Here is a 19061-nt window from a genome sequence, read left to right on the forward strand (position 1 = left end):
GCTGCGCGACCGCCTCGACCTGGTCGGCAAGGTCGACCTCAAGAGCGACGAGCTGGGCCGCTGGGAGCACGTGACGCGCCGGATGTACGTCCCCTTCCACGACAACGTCATCAGCCAGTTCGAAGGCTATTCCCAATTGGCCGAGCTGGACTGGGAGGGCTATCGGCGGCGCTACGGCAACATCCAGCGGCTCGACCGCATCCTGGAGGCCGAGAACGACAGCGTGAACAACTACAAAGCATCCAAACAGGCCGACGTGCTGATGCTGTTCTACCTGCTGTCGTCGGACGAATTGCTGGCCCTGTTCGGCAGGCTCGGCTATCGCGTTGCGCCCGAGCGGATCCCGGAGACCGTGGATTACTACCTCGCGCGCACCTCGGACGGATCGACGCTCAGCGCGCTCGTCCATTCGTGGGTTCTCACCCGCGCCAACCGGCACCACGCCATGAAATACTTCGTGCAGGTGCTCGCCTCCGACGTCGTCGACATTCAGGGCGGCACCACGTCGGAAGGGATACACCTGGCCGCGATGGCCGGCAGCATCGACCTGCTGCAACGCTGCTTCACCGGGCTGGAAACCCGCGACGACCGGCTGATCCTGAGCCCGCAGTGGCCGAAAGCGCTGGACCCCATCGAGTTCCCGTTCGTGTATCGCGGCCAGCGGCTGCACCTGCGGGTCAGCGGACGCGCGGCCGACCTGACCTCCGAGGCCGGCAACAGCGCGTCGATCGCGGTCGAGTGCCGCGGCCGGGTGCAGCACCTGCTGCCCGGGCACACGGTCGAGGTCGCCTGAGGCCCGGTGACCAAAGCCCGCGAACCGGGGCCGAACGACCCTGCTGGATCGAGCCGTCGCCGGAATAACGTGGGCGGTGACGGGGTTTGACGGCCCGATAGCAGGTCACACAGGAGGACTCGATGAGCAATCCGCAGTCGTCGCAGCGGATCGTGGTGGGTATCGACGGCTCGGACGCCGCGATCAACGCGGCCAAGTGGGCCGTCGCCGAGGCCGCTAGCCGCAACATCCCGCTGCGGCTGATCCACGCCATCCCCGAGCGGAGCACGGACACCGCCGGCGACGACAGCCTGGACATCCAATACGCCCAGGAGTCGTTGCGCGCCGCCGACGCGGCGCTGCAGGCCATGGGTAAGCCGGTCAAGGTCGAATGCGACATCGTGCGTGGCTCCTCGGAGAGCGCGCTGCTCGACGAATCGCGCGACGCCGCAATGGTTTGCGTGGGGTCGGTGGGGACGGGCTGGGTGGCCCGCAAGGTCCTCGGCTCGACCGCGGACACCGTGGCGCAGAAGGCGCACTGTCCGGTGGCCGTCATCCGCAGCAACCGCGACGCCATGCAGCCCGACGGCGGATACGTCGCCGTGGCCGTCGACGAATCTGCCGCCAACGACGCGGTGCTCGAGCACGGCTTCCGCGAGGCACGTCTTCGTGAAGCACCTATCCTGGCGATGGGGGTCTGGCGGTGGGGCCTCGGCGAGATCCCTTACCACCAGCTCAATCACCGGCTCGGCCCCTGGGTATCGCAGCACCGCGAGGTGCACGTCCAGCCCGCCGCCGCGAGGCGCGGTGCCGCCGAATTCCTCACGCACACATCAGAACCCGTCCAACTGGCGGTGGTGGGCGGCGAGGACGCCGACAAGGTCGCCCGCATGGTCGGCCCGATCACCACACATCCGAACGGCCACGCGGGGTGTTCGGTGCTGGTGGTGCGCGATTGAGCGGACCGGCTATCCGGCCGCCCACGCCTTGGCACGATCGAGGTCACCGAGCCCGAACACGGCGATTTCGCCCGGCACCATCCACGCGAGCGCGTGCAGGACGGTCGCGACCCAGTCCTTGTCGGAGACCACCGCGATCCGCTTGAACGCCGAATGATGTGGCAGGACGGTGCCGAAGCCGAGCTTGAGATCCTCGAGGAACCCACCGGGCCCGAAGCCCTCGTAATCGGATTCGATCACCTCGACGATCCTCACCTCGCCGGTCTGCAGCACCCGGTCGATCTCGGGCTTGAAGTCGCGCAGCTCGTCACCGCGTAGCCGGCCCGACACGCGAATGCCGATCACCTTCTCCGGCATGTCTTCCAGAAGTTCGATCATCAGAAGCCTCCTTCAACGCCATCGACCGTCTTGGTCAACGGACGACGAGCACGGGTATCCGGGCCGACTGCGCCACCGCGGAGCTCACCGAGCCGAGCAGCATGCCGGGAAAGCCGCCCCGGCCGCGGCTGCCTACCACCACCAGTTGAGCGTGTTCGGATTCCTTCAGCAGCCACTCGGATGGCTTGTCGCAGAACAGTTTCCGCTCGACATGCACGTCGGGATAGCGTTCCTGCCAGCCGGCCAGGCGCTCGGCGAGGATCTCCTGCCCTTCCTTCTCGCGGTCGTGCCAGTCCATGCCGAGGATGGGGAACACCCCCACGTCGCTCCACACGTGCACCGCCACCAGCCCCACCCCCCTGCGCGACGCCTCGTCGAAGGCCAGGGCGGTCGCGGCTTCCGACGCCGGGGATCCGTCGATGCCCAGCACCACGGGCGCGCCGGAGTCCGGGGCCGCGCCGTCGTCGGAGTGGATGACCGCCACCGGACAGTGCGCGTAGTGCACCAGCCCCGTGGTCACCGAGCCGAGCAGCAGGCGCCCGAGCGCGCCGAGGCCCTGGCTCCCGGCGACCAGCATCCAGGCGTCTTCGGAGGCCTCGATCAGTGCGGGGACGATGGCCGAATACACGGTCTGGGTGCGTATCTCGGGTGGTTCGCTGCCCCCCAGGCTGGCGCCGAGCGCCTCACGGGCCCGGTTGATGACCTGCTGGGCGCCGTCCTGCTGCCACTCGGGCATGTCCGCGTACAGCTGGCCCACCGGCCATCCGACCACGACCGGCGGGACGGCGTGCATCAGGGTGATGGGCATGCCGCGCATCACGGCCTCGCGGGTCCCCCAGGCGACGGCGGCGTCGGATGCGGCCGACCCGTCGACACACACCAGCACCCCGTGCCTCTTGCCGTTTCCCGTCATCTTCAACTCCTCTATGCCGGCGCCTCGTCGAATTCCGGTAGCTCGATCTCGAGGTGGCGAATCGATCCGTAATCGATCGGCCGGCAGGGCCAGCCGAGATCGAAGAAAACCGTGAGCATGAGGTGATTCTCGCCGAGGACGTCCGCGATGAACCGTGCGACTCCGTGGGCTCGGGCGATGGGAGCCAGGTGCTTGAGCAGGGCGGTGCCCACGCCCATCGCATGGTCTTCGTGCGCCACCACGATCGCGACCTCGGCGACCTCCGGGTCGTCGACGACGATGCAGTGAGCCACGCCGATCAGCCGGCCGGCATCGAACGCGCCGAGGGCGTACACGCCGTCCGCGGGCTCGGTGAGGTTGGCGACGAGCTCGTGCAGCGGCAACAGCTGCAAAGTGAAGAAACGGAAGTAGCGGTCGTGGTCGGAGAGGTGTTCATGCAGCGCCAGGACGGCGGCGGCGTCGGTGGCCACCAGGGGGCGCAGCGACACCAGGCGCCCGTCGAGCAGCCGGGCCGTAGCCGCGACGTCCACCGGCCGATCAGTCACGTGCCCGAGGTTAATCCGGGGCGGCGCGGTTGGGCAGGGTCGTTAGGCCCCCGGGTCCCTCCCATTGGTCCCGTGGCGGGGCGGGACGATCCCTACCGGTCGATGAGGGGCGCGACCCAGTGGACCCGGGTACCGCCCTCGGGAGGCCGGGTGATCTCGCACGCACCACCCAGTTGTTCGGCGCGGCGCTTCATGTTGGCCAGACCGCTGTGACGCGTGTTGCCGTCGGGTATGCCGGAGCCGTTGTCGATGATGTCGAGGACGAACATGTCGGCGACGCTGATCTCGACGGTCAGCCGCGACGCGCCCGAATGGCGCAGCGCGTTGCTGACGGCCTCCGCGGTCACCGCCTCGGCGTGGTCGGCCAGCTCGCCGCCGACGGCGGTCATCGGCCCATGCATGCGCAGCGTGGTCACGATGTCCCGGTCCTCGGTCAGGTCGGCGACCACCTGCTGGATGCGCTGCCGGAAGTCGTTCTTCCCCGGCGGGGATTTCAGCTGGAAGATCGTCGTGCGGATTTCCTCGATGATGGTTTGGAGATCGTCGAGCGTGCGGTTGAGCCGCTCGGACACCTCCGGGGAGCGCGCCCGGGCGAGCGTTCCCTGCAAATCCATGCCGGCGGCGAAAAGCCGCTGGATGACGTGGTCGTGCAGGTCGTGCGCGATGCGTTCGCGCTCGGCCAGGATGGTCACCTGGCGCGCGTCGTCCCGGGCCGACGCGAGCACCAGCGCCATCGCGGCGTGAGTGGCGAAATCGCTGACCAGATCGAGGTAGCTCTCGTCGAAGGGCGGCTCGTGGCTGCCGCGGGCGATGGCGATCACGCCGACCACCTCGTCGTGGGCGCGCAGCGGCATGAGGATGGCCGGGCGCTGCCCGACGTCGGTGAAGGCCTGGATCGGGTACCGCAGGCTCTCGGTGATCAGCGGTTCGCCGGAGCGGAAGACGGCGCCGCTGGTGGAACCGTCCACCGGAACCCGTTGGCCGACCACCTCGGCGGCGTGCACCCCCACCGCCGCCGAGACCAACAGCGTGTCGACCTCGTCGTCGGGCAGGTCGGGATCGCCGGGCACCAGGACGATCGCCTGCTCGGCATCGGTCAGGGCCCGGGCCCGTTCGGCGATCAACTGCAGGGGCCGGCGGTGCGGCTCGGCGTTCGACAACAGCGCGGTGGTGATCTCGCGGCTGGCCTCCATCCACTTGGCGGCCGTCCGCTCGCGTTCGAACACCTGCGCGTTGTCGATGGCGACCGCGGCGGCGAACGCCAGCGCGCGGGCGGCCACCTCGTCGGAGTCGGAGAAGACCCGGCCCGGCTCCACGTGGGTGAGATAGAGGTTGCCGAACACGGTGCTACGGATGGTGATGGGCACCGCCAGGAAGGCGCGCATCGGGGGGTGGTGCTCGGGGAATCCGACGGCGGCCGGGTGGGTGGTCAGGTCGTCCATCCGCAACGCCGGCGTGTCCAGCAGCGACAGGCTTAGCAGGCCCTTGCCCACCGGCAGGTGCCCGATCCGGGACGCGGTCTCGGCATCGATTCCCTCGTGGACGAAGGAGAGCAGGTTGCCCTCGGGGTCGCGGATGGCCAGGGCGCCGTAGGGGGCGGACGTCAGTCTCCTGGCCGCGGAGATGATCCGGTGCAGGGTGGCGTCGAGGTCGAGGCCCGCGCCGATCTCGACGATGACCCGCAGCAGTTGCTCCATTTGGTCGCGGGCAGCCAGCAACTCGTCGAGTTGCTCGTGCATCCTGGTCACCAGCCCTCGCTGGCCGAGTCCGGCGAATGCCGAGCCGCTATCGTCGGTCGTCACCCCGACAGACCTCCCGATGCCTCAGGCGCGAGCGTTTACAGATGGCATAGATCAGCCTAATCGCTACATGTCAAGCGCCCAAGCGAACAACTGTCGTTCATCGCGTTTCGCGGCTGGCCGCTACTCGGGCGGCGCCGCCGGTGGCTGGGAATGGCCCTGTTGGTCCAGCTTGGACGCGAAAACCGCGGCCTGGGTGCGACGCTCCATGCCGAGCTTGGCCAGCAGCCGCGACACGTAGTTCTTCACCGTCTTCTCGGCCAGGAACATCCGCGCGGCGATCTGCCTGTTGGTCAGGCCCTCGCTGAGCAGGCCCAGCAGCGTCCGCTCCTGTTCGGTGAGCCCGGACAGCGGGTCCTCGCGCTCGGCCGCACCGCGCAGCTTCGCCATCAGCGCGGCCGCCGCCCGGTTGTCCAGCAGGGATTTTCCGGCGCCGACCTCCTTGATGGCGTGGGCCAGCTCCATGCCCTTGATGTCTTTGACGACGTAACCGCTGGCGCCGGCCAGGATGGCCTCGAGCATCGCCTCGTCGGAGGTGAACGACGTCAGCATCAGGCAACGCAGATCGGGATGATCGGACACCAGGTCACGGCACAGCTCGATGCCGTTGCCGTCCGGAAGCCGCACGTCAAGCACGGCCACGTCGGGTTGCAGCGCCGGTATCCGCGCCTTGGCCTCGGAGACGGAGCCCGCCTCACCGACGATTTCCAGCTCGGGGTCGGAGGCCAGCAGGTCGGCGAGGCCGCGCCGGACGACTTCATGGTCGTCGACCAGGAAAACCTTAACCATTACGAGCCCTTCCGACGGTCATAAGACCTGAATATCACATATTCATCATCGTCCAGGCTCACAAATGTTGCCGATTGACTACCAACAACGAACAGTTGGCGTCCTGCATCACCGAACTACCGACCGGCCCGACGAGTTCTGCCACATGCGCACGATTGTGGGCGCCGACGATCACCAAGCCGACCGGCCCACGCGGGCCGGCCAGGTACTCCAGCAGGCCGACGTGTACGGCGACCGGCTCGACCCGCAGCTGCGGATGACGCCGCTTCCACCGGGCCAGCCGGCGCTCCAGGTCGGCGAGCGCCCGGCGATCGGCCTCGCCGAGCCCCACACCGCGCTCCGCCGGGCCGGACCGTCGCGAGATGACCGCCTCGAGGGTGGCGCCGCGCAGAAGTGCCTCGTCGATTGCGGCATCGAGCAGGTGCGGGTCCGCCAGGGCGTCGATCTCGACGACGGCTTTGTCCCCGGGTTGCGGGCGGTGACCGTCCCGGCCGCGGACGATCCCCACCGGGCAGCGCGCCGACACGGCCAGGGCCGCGGCCGTGGAGCCGACCCGGCCCGGTTGGAAGTGACGCAGTCCCACGGCACCCACGCAGACCATGGCCGCCGACGCGGACGAGCGGATCAGCGACCCCACCGCGGGTCCGGCGACGACCTCCGTCTCGATCTGCACCGGCTTGCCCGCCGCCCGGATCGCCGTCACCGCCTGCCGAACCGCCAGCTCCGCGTGCTCGGCACCGTCTTCGCGCTCGGCCGCGTGCAGCAGGCGCAGCGGAACGCCGCGGCTCACCGCCTCGTCGACCGCCCACAGGGCCGCGCGGATCGCCGCCTTGGAGCCATCGATACCGGCGACGATCGACTGGGCCCTGGCTGACTCGGACATCGTCTTTTGGTGGTCTTTTGGCGGCGGAAGTTCTTCTAGTGGCGGACCACAAGCACCGAACAGTCGGGGTAGCCGACGATCGGATGGCAGTTCGGCGTGGCCAGGCCCACCATCTCGTCGGCATCGGCGCTGCCCACCACCGCCAGTTCGATTGCGCCACCTGGCTTTTCGCCGTGCTTGGCGCCGGTTCCCGCGGCTACGGTCTGGACGTGGACATCGGGGTAACGGCGGACCCAGCTGTTCAGGCGGCGGTCGATCTGGCGCACCGTGGCGTGTCTGCGCCGCCCTTCCTCCATGGCCTGGTGCACGACCTCGTCATTGTCGGGGTCGTCGTTGAGCACCACGGCGATCACACCGAGCTCCGTCGGCGATCCGTCGGGATTGGTACGGATGACGGCCACCGGGCAGTGCGCGTGCGCCACCAGGCCCGCCGCGGTGGGGCCCAACAACCCGTCGGAGGCCCATCCCCGCCTGGCGGTGCCGACGCACACCAGCGCCGCGTCCTGCGATTGGCCCACCAGCACCTGCGCCGGGTCCCCCGCGAGCATCGCCGTCTCCACCTCGACCGGCTTCGGCGCCCGCTGCAGGGCCCACTCCGCCTGCGACAGCGCCATTTCCGCGCGCTCGAGGTCCCACTCGGAAGTGGACACCACCCCGAGGGCCGCCTCCCGGCCGGTGATGACATAGACGAGGCGAAGGGGCAGCTGCCGGCTCACCGCCTCGTCGACCGCCCACCGGGCGGCGTTCACCGCGGCTTGCGAGCCGTTGATGCCCACGACCACTGACTTCGCGTCCAGCTCCGTCATGTCGGCTCCCGAGGTGATTTCCATCGCTGCCCCCCAGGGTATTGCGACCCGTCGCCGCTGCGGAGGGGCCGTTAGGCCTCAGCCCGGATGCCCTTCGTCCCAACGTCGCTGACGTCGCAGGCTTCGCCGACGAGGTCGAACAACCTCTCCACATCCGCGCGCTCGCAGACCGCCGTGCCCGGCGTCATCAGCATCGCCGTGCCCGCGGCGATGCCGAACCGCACGGACTTCGTCAGCGGCCATCCGCGACTGAGCGCCACCGTGATTGCGGCAACCATCGCGTCGCCCGCACCGACGCCGCTCCCGCTTGGCATCGGGATCGCCGAAAATCGCTGGCTGGTATGGCGGGTGGCCAGCAGCGCACCGTAGGAACCCAGGGAGACCACCACCACCTCCGCCCGGCCGCGGTCGATCAGCTCGTGGGCGGCGGCGAATTGCTCGGGCTCGGTGGCGAGCCGGCGGCCGACGCATTCCCTGAGTTCCCGCACGCTCGCCTTGAGCAGGAACACCCCCGAGGAGATGTGCTGCAGGCCCCCGCCTGACGTGTCCAGGATGAGTGGCACGCCCAGCTGTTGGCAGGTATCGGCGACGCCCTGGTAGTAGTCGGCGGGCACACCCGGCGGCAGGCTGCCGCTCGCCACGACGAATCCGGCCGATTCGGCCGCGATCCGCAGCAGGTCGAGGCAGCGCTCCTGCTCGGCAACCGTCAGCTCCGGGCCCGGCAGGACGAACCGGTACTGCTGGCCGGTGCTGGTCTCGTTGACGGTGAAGCTCTCCCGTGTCTGTGCGTCGATCGGAATCCGCCGGAACGGAACCTCGGCGTCGCCGAGCAGAGTCGTCAAAAGACCGCCGTGCGAGCCGCCCGCGGGAAACACCGCCAGCACCGAGGCGCCCAGGACATGCGCGACTCGGGCGACGTTGATGCCCCCTCCGCCCGGGTCGTAGCGGGTCGCGGAACACCGCAATTTGTCGGTCGGCCGCACGACGCCCACGCTGGTGGTGATGTCGAGGGCCGGGTTCATGGTCAGCGTCACGATCTGTGCGCCGCCCGTACCCCGCCCGGCAGCCATCTCCATTACCCTCGCTGCCCCTTACAGGCCGCTCGGGTAGGTTTCCGGCGTTTCGCCGGCCACCCACACGCTGGTGACCTCGAGCGGTTCCAGCGCCCGGGTCCTGTCGATGTGAATCATCGCGTCGAACTGGTCGGCCGGCCGGACGTGGAAGTAGTGGCTCTGCCGCTCGGTCTCGGGCCGGTAGATCACGCCGATGGCGCGCCCCAACCGGACCGCGCTCAGCGGCTCCGCGGCGCCCGAGCCGACGTGCGGCGACACCAGGAACTCGCCGCGGCCCGTCTCGTGCAGGAGTTCTTCGATGCTTCCGTTGAGTGCCGGGCGGACGACCTTGCGTTCGGCGATGCCACCCCAGTCGCTGGCGGCGGTGACCGTGCCCCAGTAGGTGCTGAAGCCGATCAGGCGCGATTCGTCGCCGTGCCGCTGCCGGACCAGCTGCCCCAGGGTGAGTTGACCGTCGGACCACACCTCGGTGGCGCGCGCATCCCCGACATGAGAGTTGTGCGCCCACACCACAATTCGCGCCGACGGGATATCCCCGTGGCGGTCCAGATGCTTCAGCAGCGCTTCGAGCGTCTGCGCCATGTGCTTGTCCCGCAGGTTCCAGGAGGTGACCCGCCCGCTGAACATCGCCCGGTAGTACACCTCCGCGTTGTGCACCGTCTGGGCGTTCTGGTGGGCATAGAACAGCTCGTCCTCGGCGAGCAGGCCGTCCCGGCGGGCATAGGCCAATGCGTTGCGCTGGATGTCGACCAGCTGATCGATCGCTTCCTTCTCACACGACGGTCCGGCGCCGAACGCCGCCGAGAACCCGTAGGCCTGGCCGTCGTCCGCCGACGCGTGGTCGAAGCACCCGTAACGTTCCCGCGCCCGTGCCGCCGCCTTGGGGTCGATCTTGTCCAGGTAGCTGATCACCTCGTGCATCGACCGGTGCAGGCTGTACAGGTCCAGGCCGTAGAAGCCGGCCTGGCGCTGACCGTTGTTCTGGTGCAGCCGGTTCCGGGTGCGCAGCCACTCGACAAAGTCCCGCACGACGGTGTTGCGCCACATCCAGGCGGGAAAGCGCTCGAACCCGCTCAGCGCCCCGTCGGCGCTGGTGTCGTCGCCGATGCCGCGGACGTAACGATTCACCCGGTACGCGTCGGGCCAGTCGGCCTCCGCCGCGACGGCGCAGAAGCCCTTCTCCTCGATCAGCCACTTGGTGATCTCCGCGCGTGCCTCGTAGAACTCGTGTGTGCCGTGCGAGCTTTCGCCGATCAGCACGATCCGCGCATCCCCGATCAGCTCCTCGAGCGTCTCGCGCGGCGGGACGCCCCGGGGCGCGCCGACGGCCGCGCGGCCGATCAGCTCGGCGGGCGTGCGCGCCGCGGCGCGTGCCGAGACCCCGGTGGTCGGGGTCGCGAGCAGCCGACGAACCTCGTCGTCGCTGACCTGACGGAAATCCCAGAACGACTCGCCGACGGCCAGGAACGGGGTGGGCATGCTCGCGCACACGACATCGTCGACCAGTCCGGCGAATTCCCGGCAGGTCGACTCCGGCGCCGCCGGCACGGCGACGACGATGTGCGCGGGCTCGGCTTCGCGCAGCGCCTGCACGGCCGCGGACATGCTCGCGCCGGTGGCCAGGCCGTCGTCGACGAGGATGACCGTCTTGCCGGCGACGTCCACGGGCGGACGGCCGTCGCGATACGCGGCCTCGCGCCGGATCAGTTCCCGGCCTTCGCGTTCGGCGACGGCGCGCAATTCCTGCGGGGTGATGCGCAGACCCCGCACGACGTCGTCGTTGACCACGACGCGGCCCCCGCTCGCCAATGCGCCCACGGCGAACTCCTCGTGGCCGGGAGCGCCGAGCTTGCGCACGACGAAGGCGTCCAGCGGCGCATGCAGCGCCGCCGCCACCTCCCAGGCGACGGGTATGCCGCCCCGCGCCAGCCCCAGCACGATCACGTCGGGCCGATCGCGGTAGGCGCCGAGGAGGTTCGCCAGCACCCGGCCGGCCTCGCCGCGATCGCGGAACACACGCCTCGGCGAGCGCCGGGTGGCGTCAGCTGCTCTGGTCATCACGCACCCCTTCTTGACCGTTGACCAGTCCATCCGACCAGCACACGCGTGATCGGCGGTAGGGACCGAAGTCCCGGGCTGGCGGGTCGTTCGTCGGCTCAGCGTTTTCGGCGCAGCTCGCCGATGTAGGCCATGACCCGGTTGAGGATGAGCCCGTAGGCGTCGCCGTCTTCCACCAGGCGGACCAATCCGCGGTGCCGGAGAAAGCCGTCGAGACGCTGGTCCAGGCGCCAGTCGACGTAGGTGTCGCCGGCGTAGGGCGAGTGCAGGAACTCGTACGCGAGCTCATCGACGTCGGCATCGGTCAACGACGGGCATCCGTCTGTGGTGGAAGGCATTTGGCTTCCTACGCGCCTCGGACCCGGTCCCTGATGGTGGCCTGTATCGCGGTCAGCCGGGACAGCGCCCGCTCGTCGGCCGCCCTCTGCTCCGCGGCCGTGACGACGATCGCGTCGGGTCCCGGGAACACGATCGCCTCCTCGCCGGTGGCCAGCCACCGGACCCGGTAGGGCGGTCCGCCGTCGGGTGAACCCACCGAGGTGATCAGTCCCCGCAGATCCGGGCGGCCGATCGTGCCGCTCTTGATGACGAGCCAGTCCCCCGTGTCGGCGTTCATTTGTCGTCGTCTCCCTTCAAAACAGGCTGGGGTGCAACCGGACTCGTTCTATCGGCGCATCTGCAGGACGTCGCCTATCCGCCGCCGCGGTGTCGGCTCCGGGGCGCCCCGGCCCGGGAGCGCGGTGCCGACCCGGATCAACACCTGGGGTACCGCTTCGGCGTCGGGTATGAGCGCGGAAATCAAGTCGCGGCTGGGTCGCAGCTCCGTCACGTGTGTCACGGTGCAGGTCGCGAACCCGGCCATGGTGCACTCCAGCAGGATCGCCGAGAGTGCCTGACCGCACCGGAACGCGTCCGCGCGGGCGTCGCCGGGCGTGGACAGGACGAGCACCTCCGCTTCATCCGGCGGACCCCCCGAACTCGCCCGGGCGTGCTCGTCGACGGGAAACTTCCGGTTCACGTCGACGGCGCGAGTCTGGTTCACCAGCGCTTCGGGGATGCCGTCGTCGTGCCTGCCAGGTGCGGTCCACCAACGCAATTCGTGCTGATAGACGTCGTCGTAGCGGCGCAACGCCTCGTTCAGGCGGGCGGCCTCGACCAGCCGCGGCCGCGCGTCGCCGGGCAGCACGTCGAGACGGGCCAGGCCGGCGTCGAAGGCGCTGCGCAACACCGGCTCGAACGATGCCCAGCCCTTGGGGCGACCGAACGGGCGCCGGTCGGTCCTGCGTCGCACGATCGCCGCGGCGCGGTCTCGCCGGGCGACCGCGACGTAGTCGGCGGAGACGAAGTCGATCGCCGCCAGGTGATCGAGGTTGTTGGGATTGGGAAACTCGTCGACCGCGGTGTCCCACCCCTCGGCGGCCATCGCGACCCGGAAGTGGTCGAGCACCGCACCGCAGCTGATGATCGACTCGCGGCCGGAGCTGTCGGCCGACGACACCATGCGGTCCGGGTCGGCAAACAGGTCGACGGTCGGGCCGCCGGCAATCCATCGCCACGGCTGGCTGTTGTGTAGCGAAGGTGCCCGGCACGCAAGCTCCACCGCCCTGGTGAGCACTTTGCTGTCGACCATCGTTGGGGTCATTCGTCGTCGCCTCTCCTGTCTTACCTTGGACCCTCTGGCATCCGGGCAGCACGCACCAGGGTCCTTGGTCCCCAGGGTCGGGTCATTGGGCCCGCGGGCCCGGCGCGACTGAGGACCACTAATGACCTTGGTCTCTATTGCGGCGTGGCCGCGCGGCAAACGATGAAGTCGACCACGCTAACCGAGGACCTGTAATGGACGTCATCCACAAAACGGCCGCCGACTCTCGTGTTCGGCCCAACCTGACCGACTACGAGCACGAGCGCGCCCGGTTCCACTGGTCCGATGTACCGGACCTCTGCGAGGGCATGGGTCCGGGCCTGTGCAACATCGCCTACGCAGCCCTGGACCGGCACGCCGACGGCCCGGCCGCGACGCGCACCGCCCTGCGGTTCGTCACCGACCGGCCCTGGGACGGCGCGATCACCACCCAGGACCTCACCTACTCCGAACTCGGCCAGCTGTCCAGGCGGTTCTCCGGCGCACTGCGCTCGCTGGGCGTCAACAAGGGCGATCGCGTGTTCACGCTCATGGGCCGCAGCCCCGAGCTCTACATCGCGATGCTGGGCGCGCTGCGCAACGGAAGCGTCGTCTCGCCCTTGTTCTCGGCGTTCGGACCCGAGCCGATCGTCACCCGCGTCAACATCGGGCAGGCCGACGTTCTGGTGACCACCAGGGCGATCTACCAGCGCAAGGTCGCCAAGATCCGTGATCGGCTGCCGTCGGTGCGGCACATCTTCGTCGTCGACGACGGCCAGGCCGACGGCGCCCCGGCCGGCACGCTCGACTTCCGGCAGTGGCTGGACGCGGCCGACGAGAACTCACCGATCGCGCCCACCACCGCCGACGACCCGTCGCTGCTGCACTTCACCAGCGGAACCACGGGCACACCCAAGGGCGCCATCCACGTGCACGGCGCCGTCGCGATGCACTACGTCACCGGCCTGTACGCGCTCGACCTTCATCCCGACGACACCTATTGGTGCACAGCCGATCCGGGCTGGGTGACGGGCACGTCGTACGGCATCATCAGCCCGCTGCTGCACGGGGTCACCTCCATCGTCGACGAAGCGGAATTCGACGCCGAACGCTGGTACCGCATCCTGCAGGACCAGGCGGTGTCGGTGTGGTACACCGCGCCGACCGCCATCCGGATGCTGATCAAGGCCGGACCGGAACTGCCCGCGCAATACCAATTTCCGCGGCTGCGCTTCATCGCCAGCGTGGGCGAACCGCTCAACCCGGAAGCGGTCTGGTGGGGAAAGCGGGTGCTGGGCTTGCCGATTCACGACAACTGGTGGCAGACCGAGACCGGCGGCATCATGATCGCCAACACGCCCGCGTTCGACATCAAGCCCGGTTCCATGGGCCGGCCGCTCCCCGGCGTGGACGCCTTCATCGCGCGGCGCGACGACGACGGTCCCGTCGAGGTGATCGACGAGCCGGGCGTCGAGGGCGAGCTCGCGCTCAGGCCGGGCTGGCCGTCGATGTTCCGCGGCTACCTGAACGCCGAGGAGCGCTACCGGAACTCGTTTGCCGACGGGCTGTATCTGAGCGGGGATCTGGCGAAAAAGGATGCCGACGGCTATTTCTGGTTCGTCGGGCGCAAAGACGACGTGATCAAGTCCGCGGGACATCTGATCGGTCCGTTCGAGGTGGAGAGCGCCCTGACCGACCACCCCGCGGTCGCCGAGGCCGCCGTCATCGGCATACCCGACCCGACGGTCGGCGAAATGGTGAAAGCCTTTGTCACGCTGAAGAACGGCGTGGTGGCCGACGAAGACCTGCGGCTGGAGCTGCTGGGCCACGCCCGCAAACGGCTGGGGGCCACAGTGGCTCCCAAGGAGATCGAGTTCGTCGACTCGTTGCCGCACACGAGCAGCGGCAAGATCATGCGGCGGCTGCTGAAGGCCCGCGAACTCGGGCTACCCGAAGGTGACACCTCCACCATCGAGCGACAACCCGCCGGCCGAGCACAGGGAGTGCCGTCATGACCGATACCAAACTGGCCCACGAACTTCTGTCCGACATGATCCGCGTGCGGCGCATGGAGGAGAAGTGCGCGGAACTCTACAGCGCGGCCAAGATTCGCGGATTCCTGCACCTCTACGTCGGCGAGGAGGCGGTGGCCGCCGGGTCGCTGCGCGCGCTCGCCGACGACGACGCGGTGGTCGCCACCTACCGCGAGCACGCGCACGCGCTGCTGCGCGGCATCCCGATGCCCTCGATCATGGCCGAGATGTTCGGCAAGCAGGAGGGCTGCTCGCGCGGCCGCGGCGGTTCGATGCACCTGTTCGACGCGGCCAAGCGCTTCTACGGCGGTAACGCGATCGTGGCCGGCGGCTTGCCGCTCGCGGTGGGCATCGCGCTGGCCGACGCCCAACTGCAGCAGAAGCGGGTGACCGCCTGCTACTTCGGCGACGGCGCGGTGGCCGAGGGCGCGTTCCACGAGTCGTTGAACATGGCGGCGCTGTGGAACCTACCGGTGCTGTTCTGTTGCGAGAACAACCTTTACGCGATGGGCACCGCGCTGGACCGGGCCCAGTCGCAGACCGATCTCACCGTCAAGGCGGCCGCCTACCGCGTTCCCACCCTGGCCGTCGACGGCATGGATGTCGAGGCCTGCCATGCCGCCGCGCAGCAGGGCGTCGACCACGTCCGCGACACCGGCGGTCCGTTCTTCATCGAATTCCGCACCTACCGGTTCCGCGCGCATTCGATGTTCGACCCCGAACTGTATCGGGACAAGGCCGAGGTCGAGCGGTGGCGGGAGCGCGATCCGATCCAGGCGTTCACCGAGAAGTGCCTGGGCGACGGCACGCTGTCCGACGCCGACGTGCGGGAGATCGAGGACGCGGCCACCACCGAGATCGAGGAGGCGGTGGCCTTCGCCGAAGCCGGAACGTGGGAGGACGTGGCCGATCTGGAACGCGATGTGCTGACGGAAGAGGCGGTGTGATGAAGACCAGCTACCGGACAGCCGTTCACGATGCTCTGCGCGACGCCCTGCGCGACGACGCGCGGGTAGTGCTGATGGGCGAGGACGTCGGCCGCTACGGGGGAACCTACGCCGCATCCAAGGGCCTGCTGGAGGAATTCGGCCCCGACCGCGTGCGGGACACGCCGCTCTCGGAGTTGGGCTTCGTCGGCATCGGGATCGGCGCGGCGCTGAACGGGTTGCGACCGATTGTGGAAGTCATGACGGTGAACTTTTCCCTGTTGGCGCTCGATCAAATCGTCAACACCGCTGCGGCCCTTCGTCATATGTCCGGCGGGCAATTCTCGGTGCCGATCGTCGTGCGGATGGCGACGGGCGCCGGGCGCCAGCTGGCCGCCCAGCACTCGCACAGCCTGGAGCCGTGGTACGCCCACATCCCCGGCATCAAGGTTCTCGCCCCGGCCACCGTCGAGGACGCGTACGGCATGCTCGGTCCGGCCCTGGCCGACCCGGACCCGGTGGTGATCTTCGAACACGTCCAGCTCTACAACACCTCGACGGACGTCGACGTTCTCACCCCCACGGACATCTCCCGGGCGGCGGTCCGCCGCAGCGGCGGCGACGTCACGCTGATCACCTACGGCGGCAGCCTGCCCAAGACGCTCGACGCCGCCAACGAGCTCTCGCTGGCCGGAATCGACTGCGAGGTCATCGATCTGCGCGTGCTGCGCCCCCTCGACGACGCCACCATCTTCGAATCCGTCCGCAAGACCCACCGCGCGGTGGTCATCGACGAGGCGTGGCGCACCGGCAGCCTGGCCGCGGAGGTCACCGCACGCGTGATGGAGGGCGCGTTCTACGACCTCGACGCGCCGGTGGCCCGGGTGTGCAGCACCGAGGTGCCCATGCCCTACGCCAAGCACCTCGAAGAGGCCGCCCTGCCCCAGGCCGCCAAGATCGTGGCCGCCGTGCAAGGCCTGTTCGGAGAGCAGTCGTGATCGAATTCAAGATGCCCTCGCTCGGGTCAGACATGGACGAAGGCACCCTCAACGAGTGGCTGGTCAAGCCCGGGGACAAGGTGACCCGGGGCCAGGTCGTGGCGATCGTCGAGACCACCAAGGCCGCGGTCGAGGTCGAATGCTGGCAGGAGGGCATCGTCAACGAGCTCGTCGTACCGGTCGGCGAAACCGTCCAGGTGGGAACGACATTGGCCACGCTGACCGCACCCGGCGAGCAGGCGGAGAAGCGGCCCCGGCCGCGCCCGTCGACGAAGGCCGCCGCCACGCCGGCGACCGCACCGCCCAAGCCGGCGCCGGCCCCCAGCGCTCCCCCGGCCGCGCCCGGGCGGCGCCGCTGGGTGTCGCCGGCCGCGCGCCGGTTGGCGACGTCGCTGGGCGTCGACATCGAGGCGGTAAGCGGCACCGGACCGCAGGGCGCCGTCACCATCGACGACGTCGAGCACGCGGCCGCGGCCAAGCCGGCCAAACCGGTCACCCAGCCGACGGGCAAGCCGACCGCGGCCGACCGCGCGACGCAGATGCGAAAGTCGATCGCCGCGGCGATGAGCCGGTCCAAGCGGGAGATCCCGCACTACTACCTCGCCGAAGAGATCATGCTGGAAAAGGCGCTGTCCTGGCTGACGGCGAGAAACGCGCAGCGGTCCATCGACGAACGGGTGCTGCCGGCCGTCCTGCTCCTGAAGGCCGTCGGCGTCGCCGCGCAGCGGTTCGGCGAGTTCAACGGGTTCTGGCGCGAAGACGGTTTCGAGCCGGCCAATGGCGTTCATGTCGGCGTCGGCATCTCGCTGCGCGGCGGCGGGCTGGTCGCGCCCGCCATCCACGACGTCCCGGAGAAGAAGCTGGACGAATTGATGGACGACCTCACCGACCTGGTCGGGCGGGCCCGGTCGTTCTCGCTGCGGAGTTCGGAGATGTCGGACCCGACCATCACGGTCACCAACCTCGGCGACCAGGGGGTCGACGCCGTCTTCGGTGTCATCTACCCGCCGCAGGTGGCGATCGTCGGTTTCGGCCAGCCGGCCGAGCGGGTGTGTGTCATCGACGGCGGGATCCGGGTCGTCACCACGGTTCAGGCCACGCTCGCCGCCGACCACCGCGCCAGCGACGGACACCGGGGTGCGCTGTTCCTTTCCGCGATCAACGAGCTGCTCCAGCAGCCCGACCTCCTAGAAAAGTGATGTGCAATGACCAATGAAGACACTCGCGCCGTGGTGCTGTCGGTGCTGACCACCATCGCCCCAGAAGTCGACCCGGACGACATTCGCGACGATCTCCTGCTGCGCGACCAGGTCGACCTGGATTCCATGGACTGGCTGAGCTTCCTGCGCGGCATCCACAAGCGATTTCATGTCGACATCCCCGAGTCGGATTACGCGACGCTGCGCACACTGGCCGACGTGGTCGGCTACGTGGAAAAGAAGACGTCGGCGGTCTGACCGCGAAGCGCCACGCGCACCGCGTTTTTCGGCGTGTTCGACAGGGGGTTGGCATGATGGCTGTTGTGCAGGGCAAGACACCGGACGTCGACGTGCTCGAACGGGCCGTGCTGCTCGCGTGCCGTGCCCCCTCCGTGCACAACAGTCAGCCCTGGCGCTGGGTGATCGAGGGCGACGCCCTGCACCTCTTCGTCGACCGGCGCCGGGCGATAGCGGCCACCGACTCGTCCGGCCGCGAAGTGATCCTGTCCTGCGGCGCCGTCCTGAACCACCTGTGCGTCGCCATGTCGGCCGCGGGCTGGGAGCCGAAAGTCGAGCGGTTTCCCGACCCGGGTGACCCCGACCGACTGGCCTCGATCACGTTCAGCCGCTCGGAGCGCGTCACCGAAGCCCGGCTTCGCCTGGCCGAGGCCATCCTGCAGCGGCGCACCGACCGGCTCCCGTTGGGACGTCCGACGTATTGGGACCTGTTCGAACCCACGCTGCGTGACAGCTTCGACGACACCGAGGTCGCCCTGGACGTCCTCGGCGAGGATGTGCGGCCGCTGCTGGCGCAGGCGTCGCAACTCACCGAGGAGATCCGCCGCGACGACTCTTATTATCACGCCGAACTTGATTGGTGGACATCGTCTTTCGCGTTGGCCGAAGGGATGCCGCCGAGCGCGCTGGCCTCCGACAAGGAGAGCTGGCGGGTCGACGTGGCCCGCAGCTTCCCGATCAGGAGCCACGCGGACCGGCGCGGCGAGGTCAAGGCGGATTGGGCCAGAATCCTTGTGCTGTCGACCCCGCAGGACACCAGGTCGGACGTGTTGCGGTGCGGCGAAGTGTTGTCGACGGTGTTGCTCGAATGCACGGTGGCCGGGATGGCGACGTGTCCGCTCACCCATCTGATCGAACTGGACGAGAGCCGCGACATCGTGCGCGAACTCATCGGAGGGCGCGGCGAGCCTCAGGTGCTGATCCGCGTGGGGATAGCGCCGCCGATGGAACACCTCCCGGCGGCGACGCCACGACGCCCACTGGGCGATGTGCTGCAGATCCGCTAGACCTT

General features: G+C 69.1%; 20 protein-coding genes. 8 read left to right on the top strand and 12 right to left on the bottom strand.

The annotated features are described in order from the left end of the window. Both A5692_RS12650 and A5692_RS12655 read left to right on the top strand, forming a co-directional pair. On the top strand, positions 1-793 hold a 793-nt coding region (locus A5692_RS12650; RefSeq protein WP_197514439.1), incomplete at its 5' end, for a glycoside hydrolase family 65 protein. Between the two features lie 122 nt (positions 794-915). After that, positions 916-1731: a universal stress protein gene (locus A5692_RS12655; protein WP_068056441.1), complete on the top strand. Its 816-nt coding sequence runs from the start codon at positions 916-918 to the stop codon at positions 1729-1731. A 9-nt stretch (positions 1732-1740) separates the two neighbouring features. Here the strand turns inward: A5692_RS12655 and A5692_RS12660 are convergent, their stop codons facing one another. The 12 genes from A5692_RS12660 to A5692_RS12715 form a co-directional block, all read right to left on the bottom strand. After that, positions 1741-2109: an STAS/SEC14 domain-containing protein gene (locus A5692_RS12660; RefSeq protein WP_068056443.1), complete on the bottom strand. Its 369-nt coding sequence runs from the start codon at positions 2107-2109 to the stop codon at positions 1741-1743. A 34-nt stretch (positions 2110-2143) separates the two neighbouring features. Beyond that, complete coding sequence (locus A5692_RS12665) at positions 2144-3022, bottom strand: universal stress protein (RefSeq protein WP_068056444.1); 879 nt, start codon at positions 3020-3022, stop codon at positions 2144-2146. Positions 3023-3033: 11 nt separating this feature from the next. Continuing rightward, positions 3034-3567 (bottom strand): GNAT family N-acetyltransferase, encoded by a 534-nt coding sequence (locus A5692_RS12670; protein WP_197514440.1) that lies wholly within the window; start codon positions 3565-3567, stop codon positions 3034-3036. Between the two features lie 92 nt (positions 3568-3659). Then, positions 3660-5306, bottom strand: coding sequence for a GAF domain-containing sensor histidine kinase (locus A5692_RS12675; RefSeq protein WP_197514443.1), 1647 nt, complete (start codon positions 5304-5306; stop codon positions 3660-3662). A gap of 183 nt (positions 5307-5489) precedes the next feature. Next, a complete protein-coding gene (locus A5692_RS12680) occupies positions 5490-6155 on the bottom strand; it encodes a response regulator transcription factor (RefSeq protein WP_068056450.1) in 666 nt (221 codons plus the stop codon). A gap of 58 nt (positions 6156-6213) precedes the next feature. Then, positions 6214-7038: a universal stress protein gene (locus A5692_RS12685; RefSeq protein ID WP_068056452.1), complete on the bottom strand. Its 825-nt coding sequence runs from the start codon at positions 7036-7038 to the stop codon at positions 6214-6216. Between the two features lie 35 nt (positions 7039-7073). Then, a complete protein-coding gene (locus A5692_RS12690; protein ID WP_068056504.1) occupies positions 7074-7844 on the bottom strand; it encodes a universal stress protein in 771 nt (256 codons plus the stop codon). Between the two features lie 71 nt (positions 7845-7915). Next, complete coding sequence (locus tag A5692_RS12695) at positions 7916-8920, bottom strand: 1-phosphofructokinase family hexose kinase (protein WP_068056454.1); 1005 nt, start codon at positions 8918-8920, stop codon at positions 7916-7918. Between the two features lie 15 nt (positions 8921-8935). Continuing rightward, positions 8936-11008 carry an erythromycin esterase family protein gene (locus tag A5692_RS12700; protein ID WP_197514441.1) on the bottom strand — a complete coding sequence of 691 codons (2073 nt, stop codon included), beginning with the start codon at positions 11006-11008 and terminating at the stop codon, positions 8936-8938. 65 nt (positions 11009-11073) lie between these two features. Further along, the gene (locus tag A5692_RS12705) at positions 11074-11313 is read right to left on the bottom strand and encodes a hypothetical protein (protein WP_068056457.1); all 240 of its coding nucleotides are present in this window, start codon (positions 11311-11313) and stop codon (positions 11074-11076) included. Positions 11314-11321: 8 nt separating this feature from the next. After that, entirely contained in the window at positions 11322-11591 is a 270-nt protein-coding gene (locus A5692_RS12710; RefSeq protein WP_068056459.1) for a DUF1918 domain-containing protein, read from the bottom strand. Positions 11592-11639: 48 nt separating this feature from the next. Beyond that, positions 11640-12617 carry an NAD(P)H nitroreductase gene (locus A5692_RS12715; protein WP_068056461.1) on the bottom strand — a complete coding sequence of 326 codons (978 nt, stop codon included), beginning with the start codon at positions 12615-12617 and terminating at the stop codon, positions 11640-11642. Between the two features lie 194 nt (positions 12618-12811). On the opposite strand from A5692_RS12715, the gene acsA reads away from it, so the two are divergent. The 6 genes from acsA to A5692_RS12745 are packed head-to-tail and all read left to right on the top strand — an operon-like array spanning position 12812 to position 19056. Continuing rightward, positions 12812-14611: an acetate--CoA ligase gene (gene acsA / locus A5692_RS12720; RefSeq protein ID WP_068056463.1), complete on the top strand. Its 1800-nt coding sequence runs from the start codon at positions 12812-12814 to the stop codon at positions 14609-14611. Further along, positions 14608-15576, top strand: a complete 969-nt coding sequence (gene pdhA, locus A5692_RS12725; protein WP_068056466.1) for a pyruvate dehydrogenase (acetyl-transferring) E1 component subunit alpha — start codon at positions 14608-14610, stop codon at positions 15574-15576. Before acsA ends, pdhA begins: the two co-directional genes overlap by 4 nt. After that, complete coding sequence (locus A5692_RS12730) at positions 15576-16553, top strand: alpha-ketoacid dehydrogenase subunit beta (protein WP_068056467.1); 978 nt, start codon at positions 15576-15578, stop codon at positions 16551-16553. The genes pdhA and A5692_RS12730 overlap by 1 nt, the downstream gene beginning before the upstream one ends. Beyond that, positions 16550-17752: a dihydrolipoamide acetyltransferase family protein gene (locus A5692_RS12735; protein WP_068056469.1), complete on the top strand. Its 1203-nt coding sequence runs from the start codon at positions 16550-16552 to the stop codon at positions 17750-17752. The genes A5692_RS12730 and A5692_RS12735 overlap by 4 nt, the downstream gene beginning before the upstream one ends. Positions 17753-17758: 6 nt before the next feature. Further along, positions 17759-18010, top strand: coding sequence for an acyl carrier protein (locus A5692_RS12740; RefSeq protein ID WP_068056471.1), 252 nt, complete (start codon positions 17759-17761; stop codon positions 18008-18010). 53 nt (positions 18011-18063) lie between these two features. After that, positions 18064-19056 carry an NAD(P)H nitroreductase gene (locus A5692_RS12745; protein WP_304528608.1) on the top strand — a complete coding sequence of 331 codons (993 nt, stop codon included), beginning with the start codon at positions 18064-18066 and terminating at the stop codon, positions 19054-19056. Positions 19057-19061: the final 5 nt, after the last annotated feature.

The organism is Mycobacterium sp. E342 (assembly GCF_001667665.1).
In the GTDB taxonomy this organism is placed as follows: domain Bacteria; phylum Actinomycetota; class Actinomycetes; order Mycobacteriales; family Mycobacteriaceae; genus Mycobacterium.

What these genes read in the sequence shown, in the direction of transcription:
- A5692_RS12655 (WP_068056441.1), top strand. Translation starts at nt 916, where the DNA reads ATGAGCAATCCGCAGTCGTCGCAGCGGATCGTGGTGGGTATCGACGGC.
- A5692_RS12660 (WP_068056443.1), bottom strand. Translation starts at nt 2,109, where the DNA reads ATGATCGAACTTCTGGAAGACATGCCGGAGAAGGTGATCGGCATTCGC.
- A5692_RS12665 (WP_068056444.1), bottom strand. Translation starts at nt 3,022, where the DNA reads ATGACGGGAAACGGCAAGAGGCACGGGGTGCTGGTGTGTGTCGACGGG.
- A5692_RS12675 (WP_197514443.1), bottom strand. Translation starts at nt 5,306, where the DNA reads ATGCACGAGCAACTCGACGAGTTGCTGGCTGCCCGCGACCAAATGGAG.
- A5692_RS12680 (WP_068056450.1), bottom strand. Translation starts at nt 6,155, where the DNA reads ATGGTTAAGGTTTTCCTGGTCGACGACCATGAAGTCGTCCGGCGCGGC.
- A5692_RS12685 (WP_068056452.1), bottom strand. Translation starts at nt 7,038, where the DNA reads ATGTCCGAGTCAGCCAGGGCCCAGTCGATCGTCGCCGGTATCGATGGC.
- A5692_RS12690 (WP_068056504.1), bottom strand. Translation starts at nt 7,844, where the DNA reads ATGACGGAGCTGGACGCGAAGTCAGTGGTCGTGGGCATCAACGGCTCG.
- A5692_RS12695 (WP_068056454.1), bottom strand. Translation starts at nt 8,920, where the DNA reads ATGGAGATGGCTGCCGGGCGGGGTACGGGCGGCGCACAGATCGTGACG.
- A5692_RS12700 (WP_197514441.1), bottom strand. Translation starts at nt 11,008, where the DNA reads ATGGACTGGTCAACGGTCAAGAAGGGGTGCGTGATGACCAGAGCAGCT.
- A5692_RS12705 (WP_068056457.1), bottom strand. Translation starts at nt 11,313, where the DNA reads ATGCCTTCCACCACAGACGGATGCCCGTCGTTGACCGATGCCGACGTC.
- A5692_RS12710 (WP_068056459.1), bottom strand. Translation starts at nt 11,591, where the DNA reads ATGAACGCCGACACGGGGGACTGGCTCGTCATCAAGAGCGGCACGATC.
- A5692_RS12715 (WP_068056461.1), bottom strand. Translation starts at nt 12,617, where the DNA reads ATGACCCCAACGATGGTCGACAGCAAAGTGCTCACCAGGGCGGTGGAG.
- acsA (WP_068056463.1), top strand. Translation starts at nt 12,812, where the DNA reads ATGGACGTCATCCACAAAACGGCCGCCGACTCTCGTGTTCGGCCCAAC.
- pdhA (WP_068056466.1), top strand. Translation starts at nt 14,608, where the DNA reads ATGACCGATACCAAACTGGCCCACGAACTTCTGTCCGACATGATCCGC.
- A5692_RS12730 (WP_068056467.1), top strand. Translation starts at nt 15,576, where the DNA reads ATGAAGACCAGCTACCGGACAGCCGTTCACGATGCTCTGCGCGACGCC.
- A5692_RS12740 (WP_068056471.1), top strand. Translation starts at nt 17,759, where the DNA reads ATGACCAATGAAGACACTCGCGCCGTGGTGCTGTCGGTGCTGACCACC.
- A5692_RS12745 (WP_304528608.1), top strand. Translation starts at nt 18,064, where the DNA reads ATGATGGCTGTTGTGCAGGGCAAGACACCGGACGTCGACGTGCTCGAA.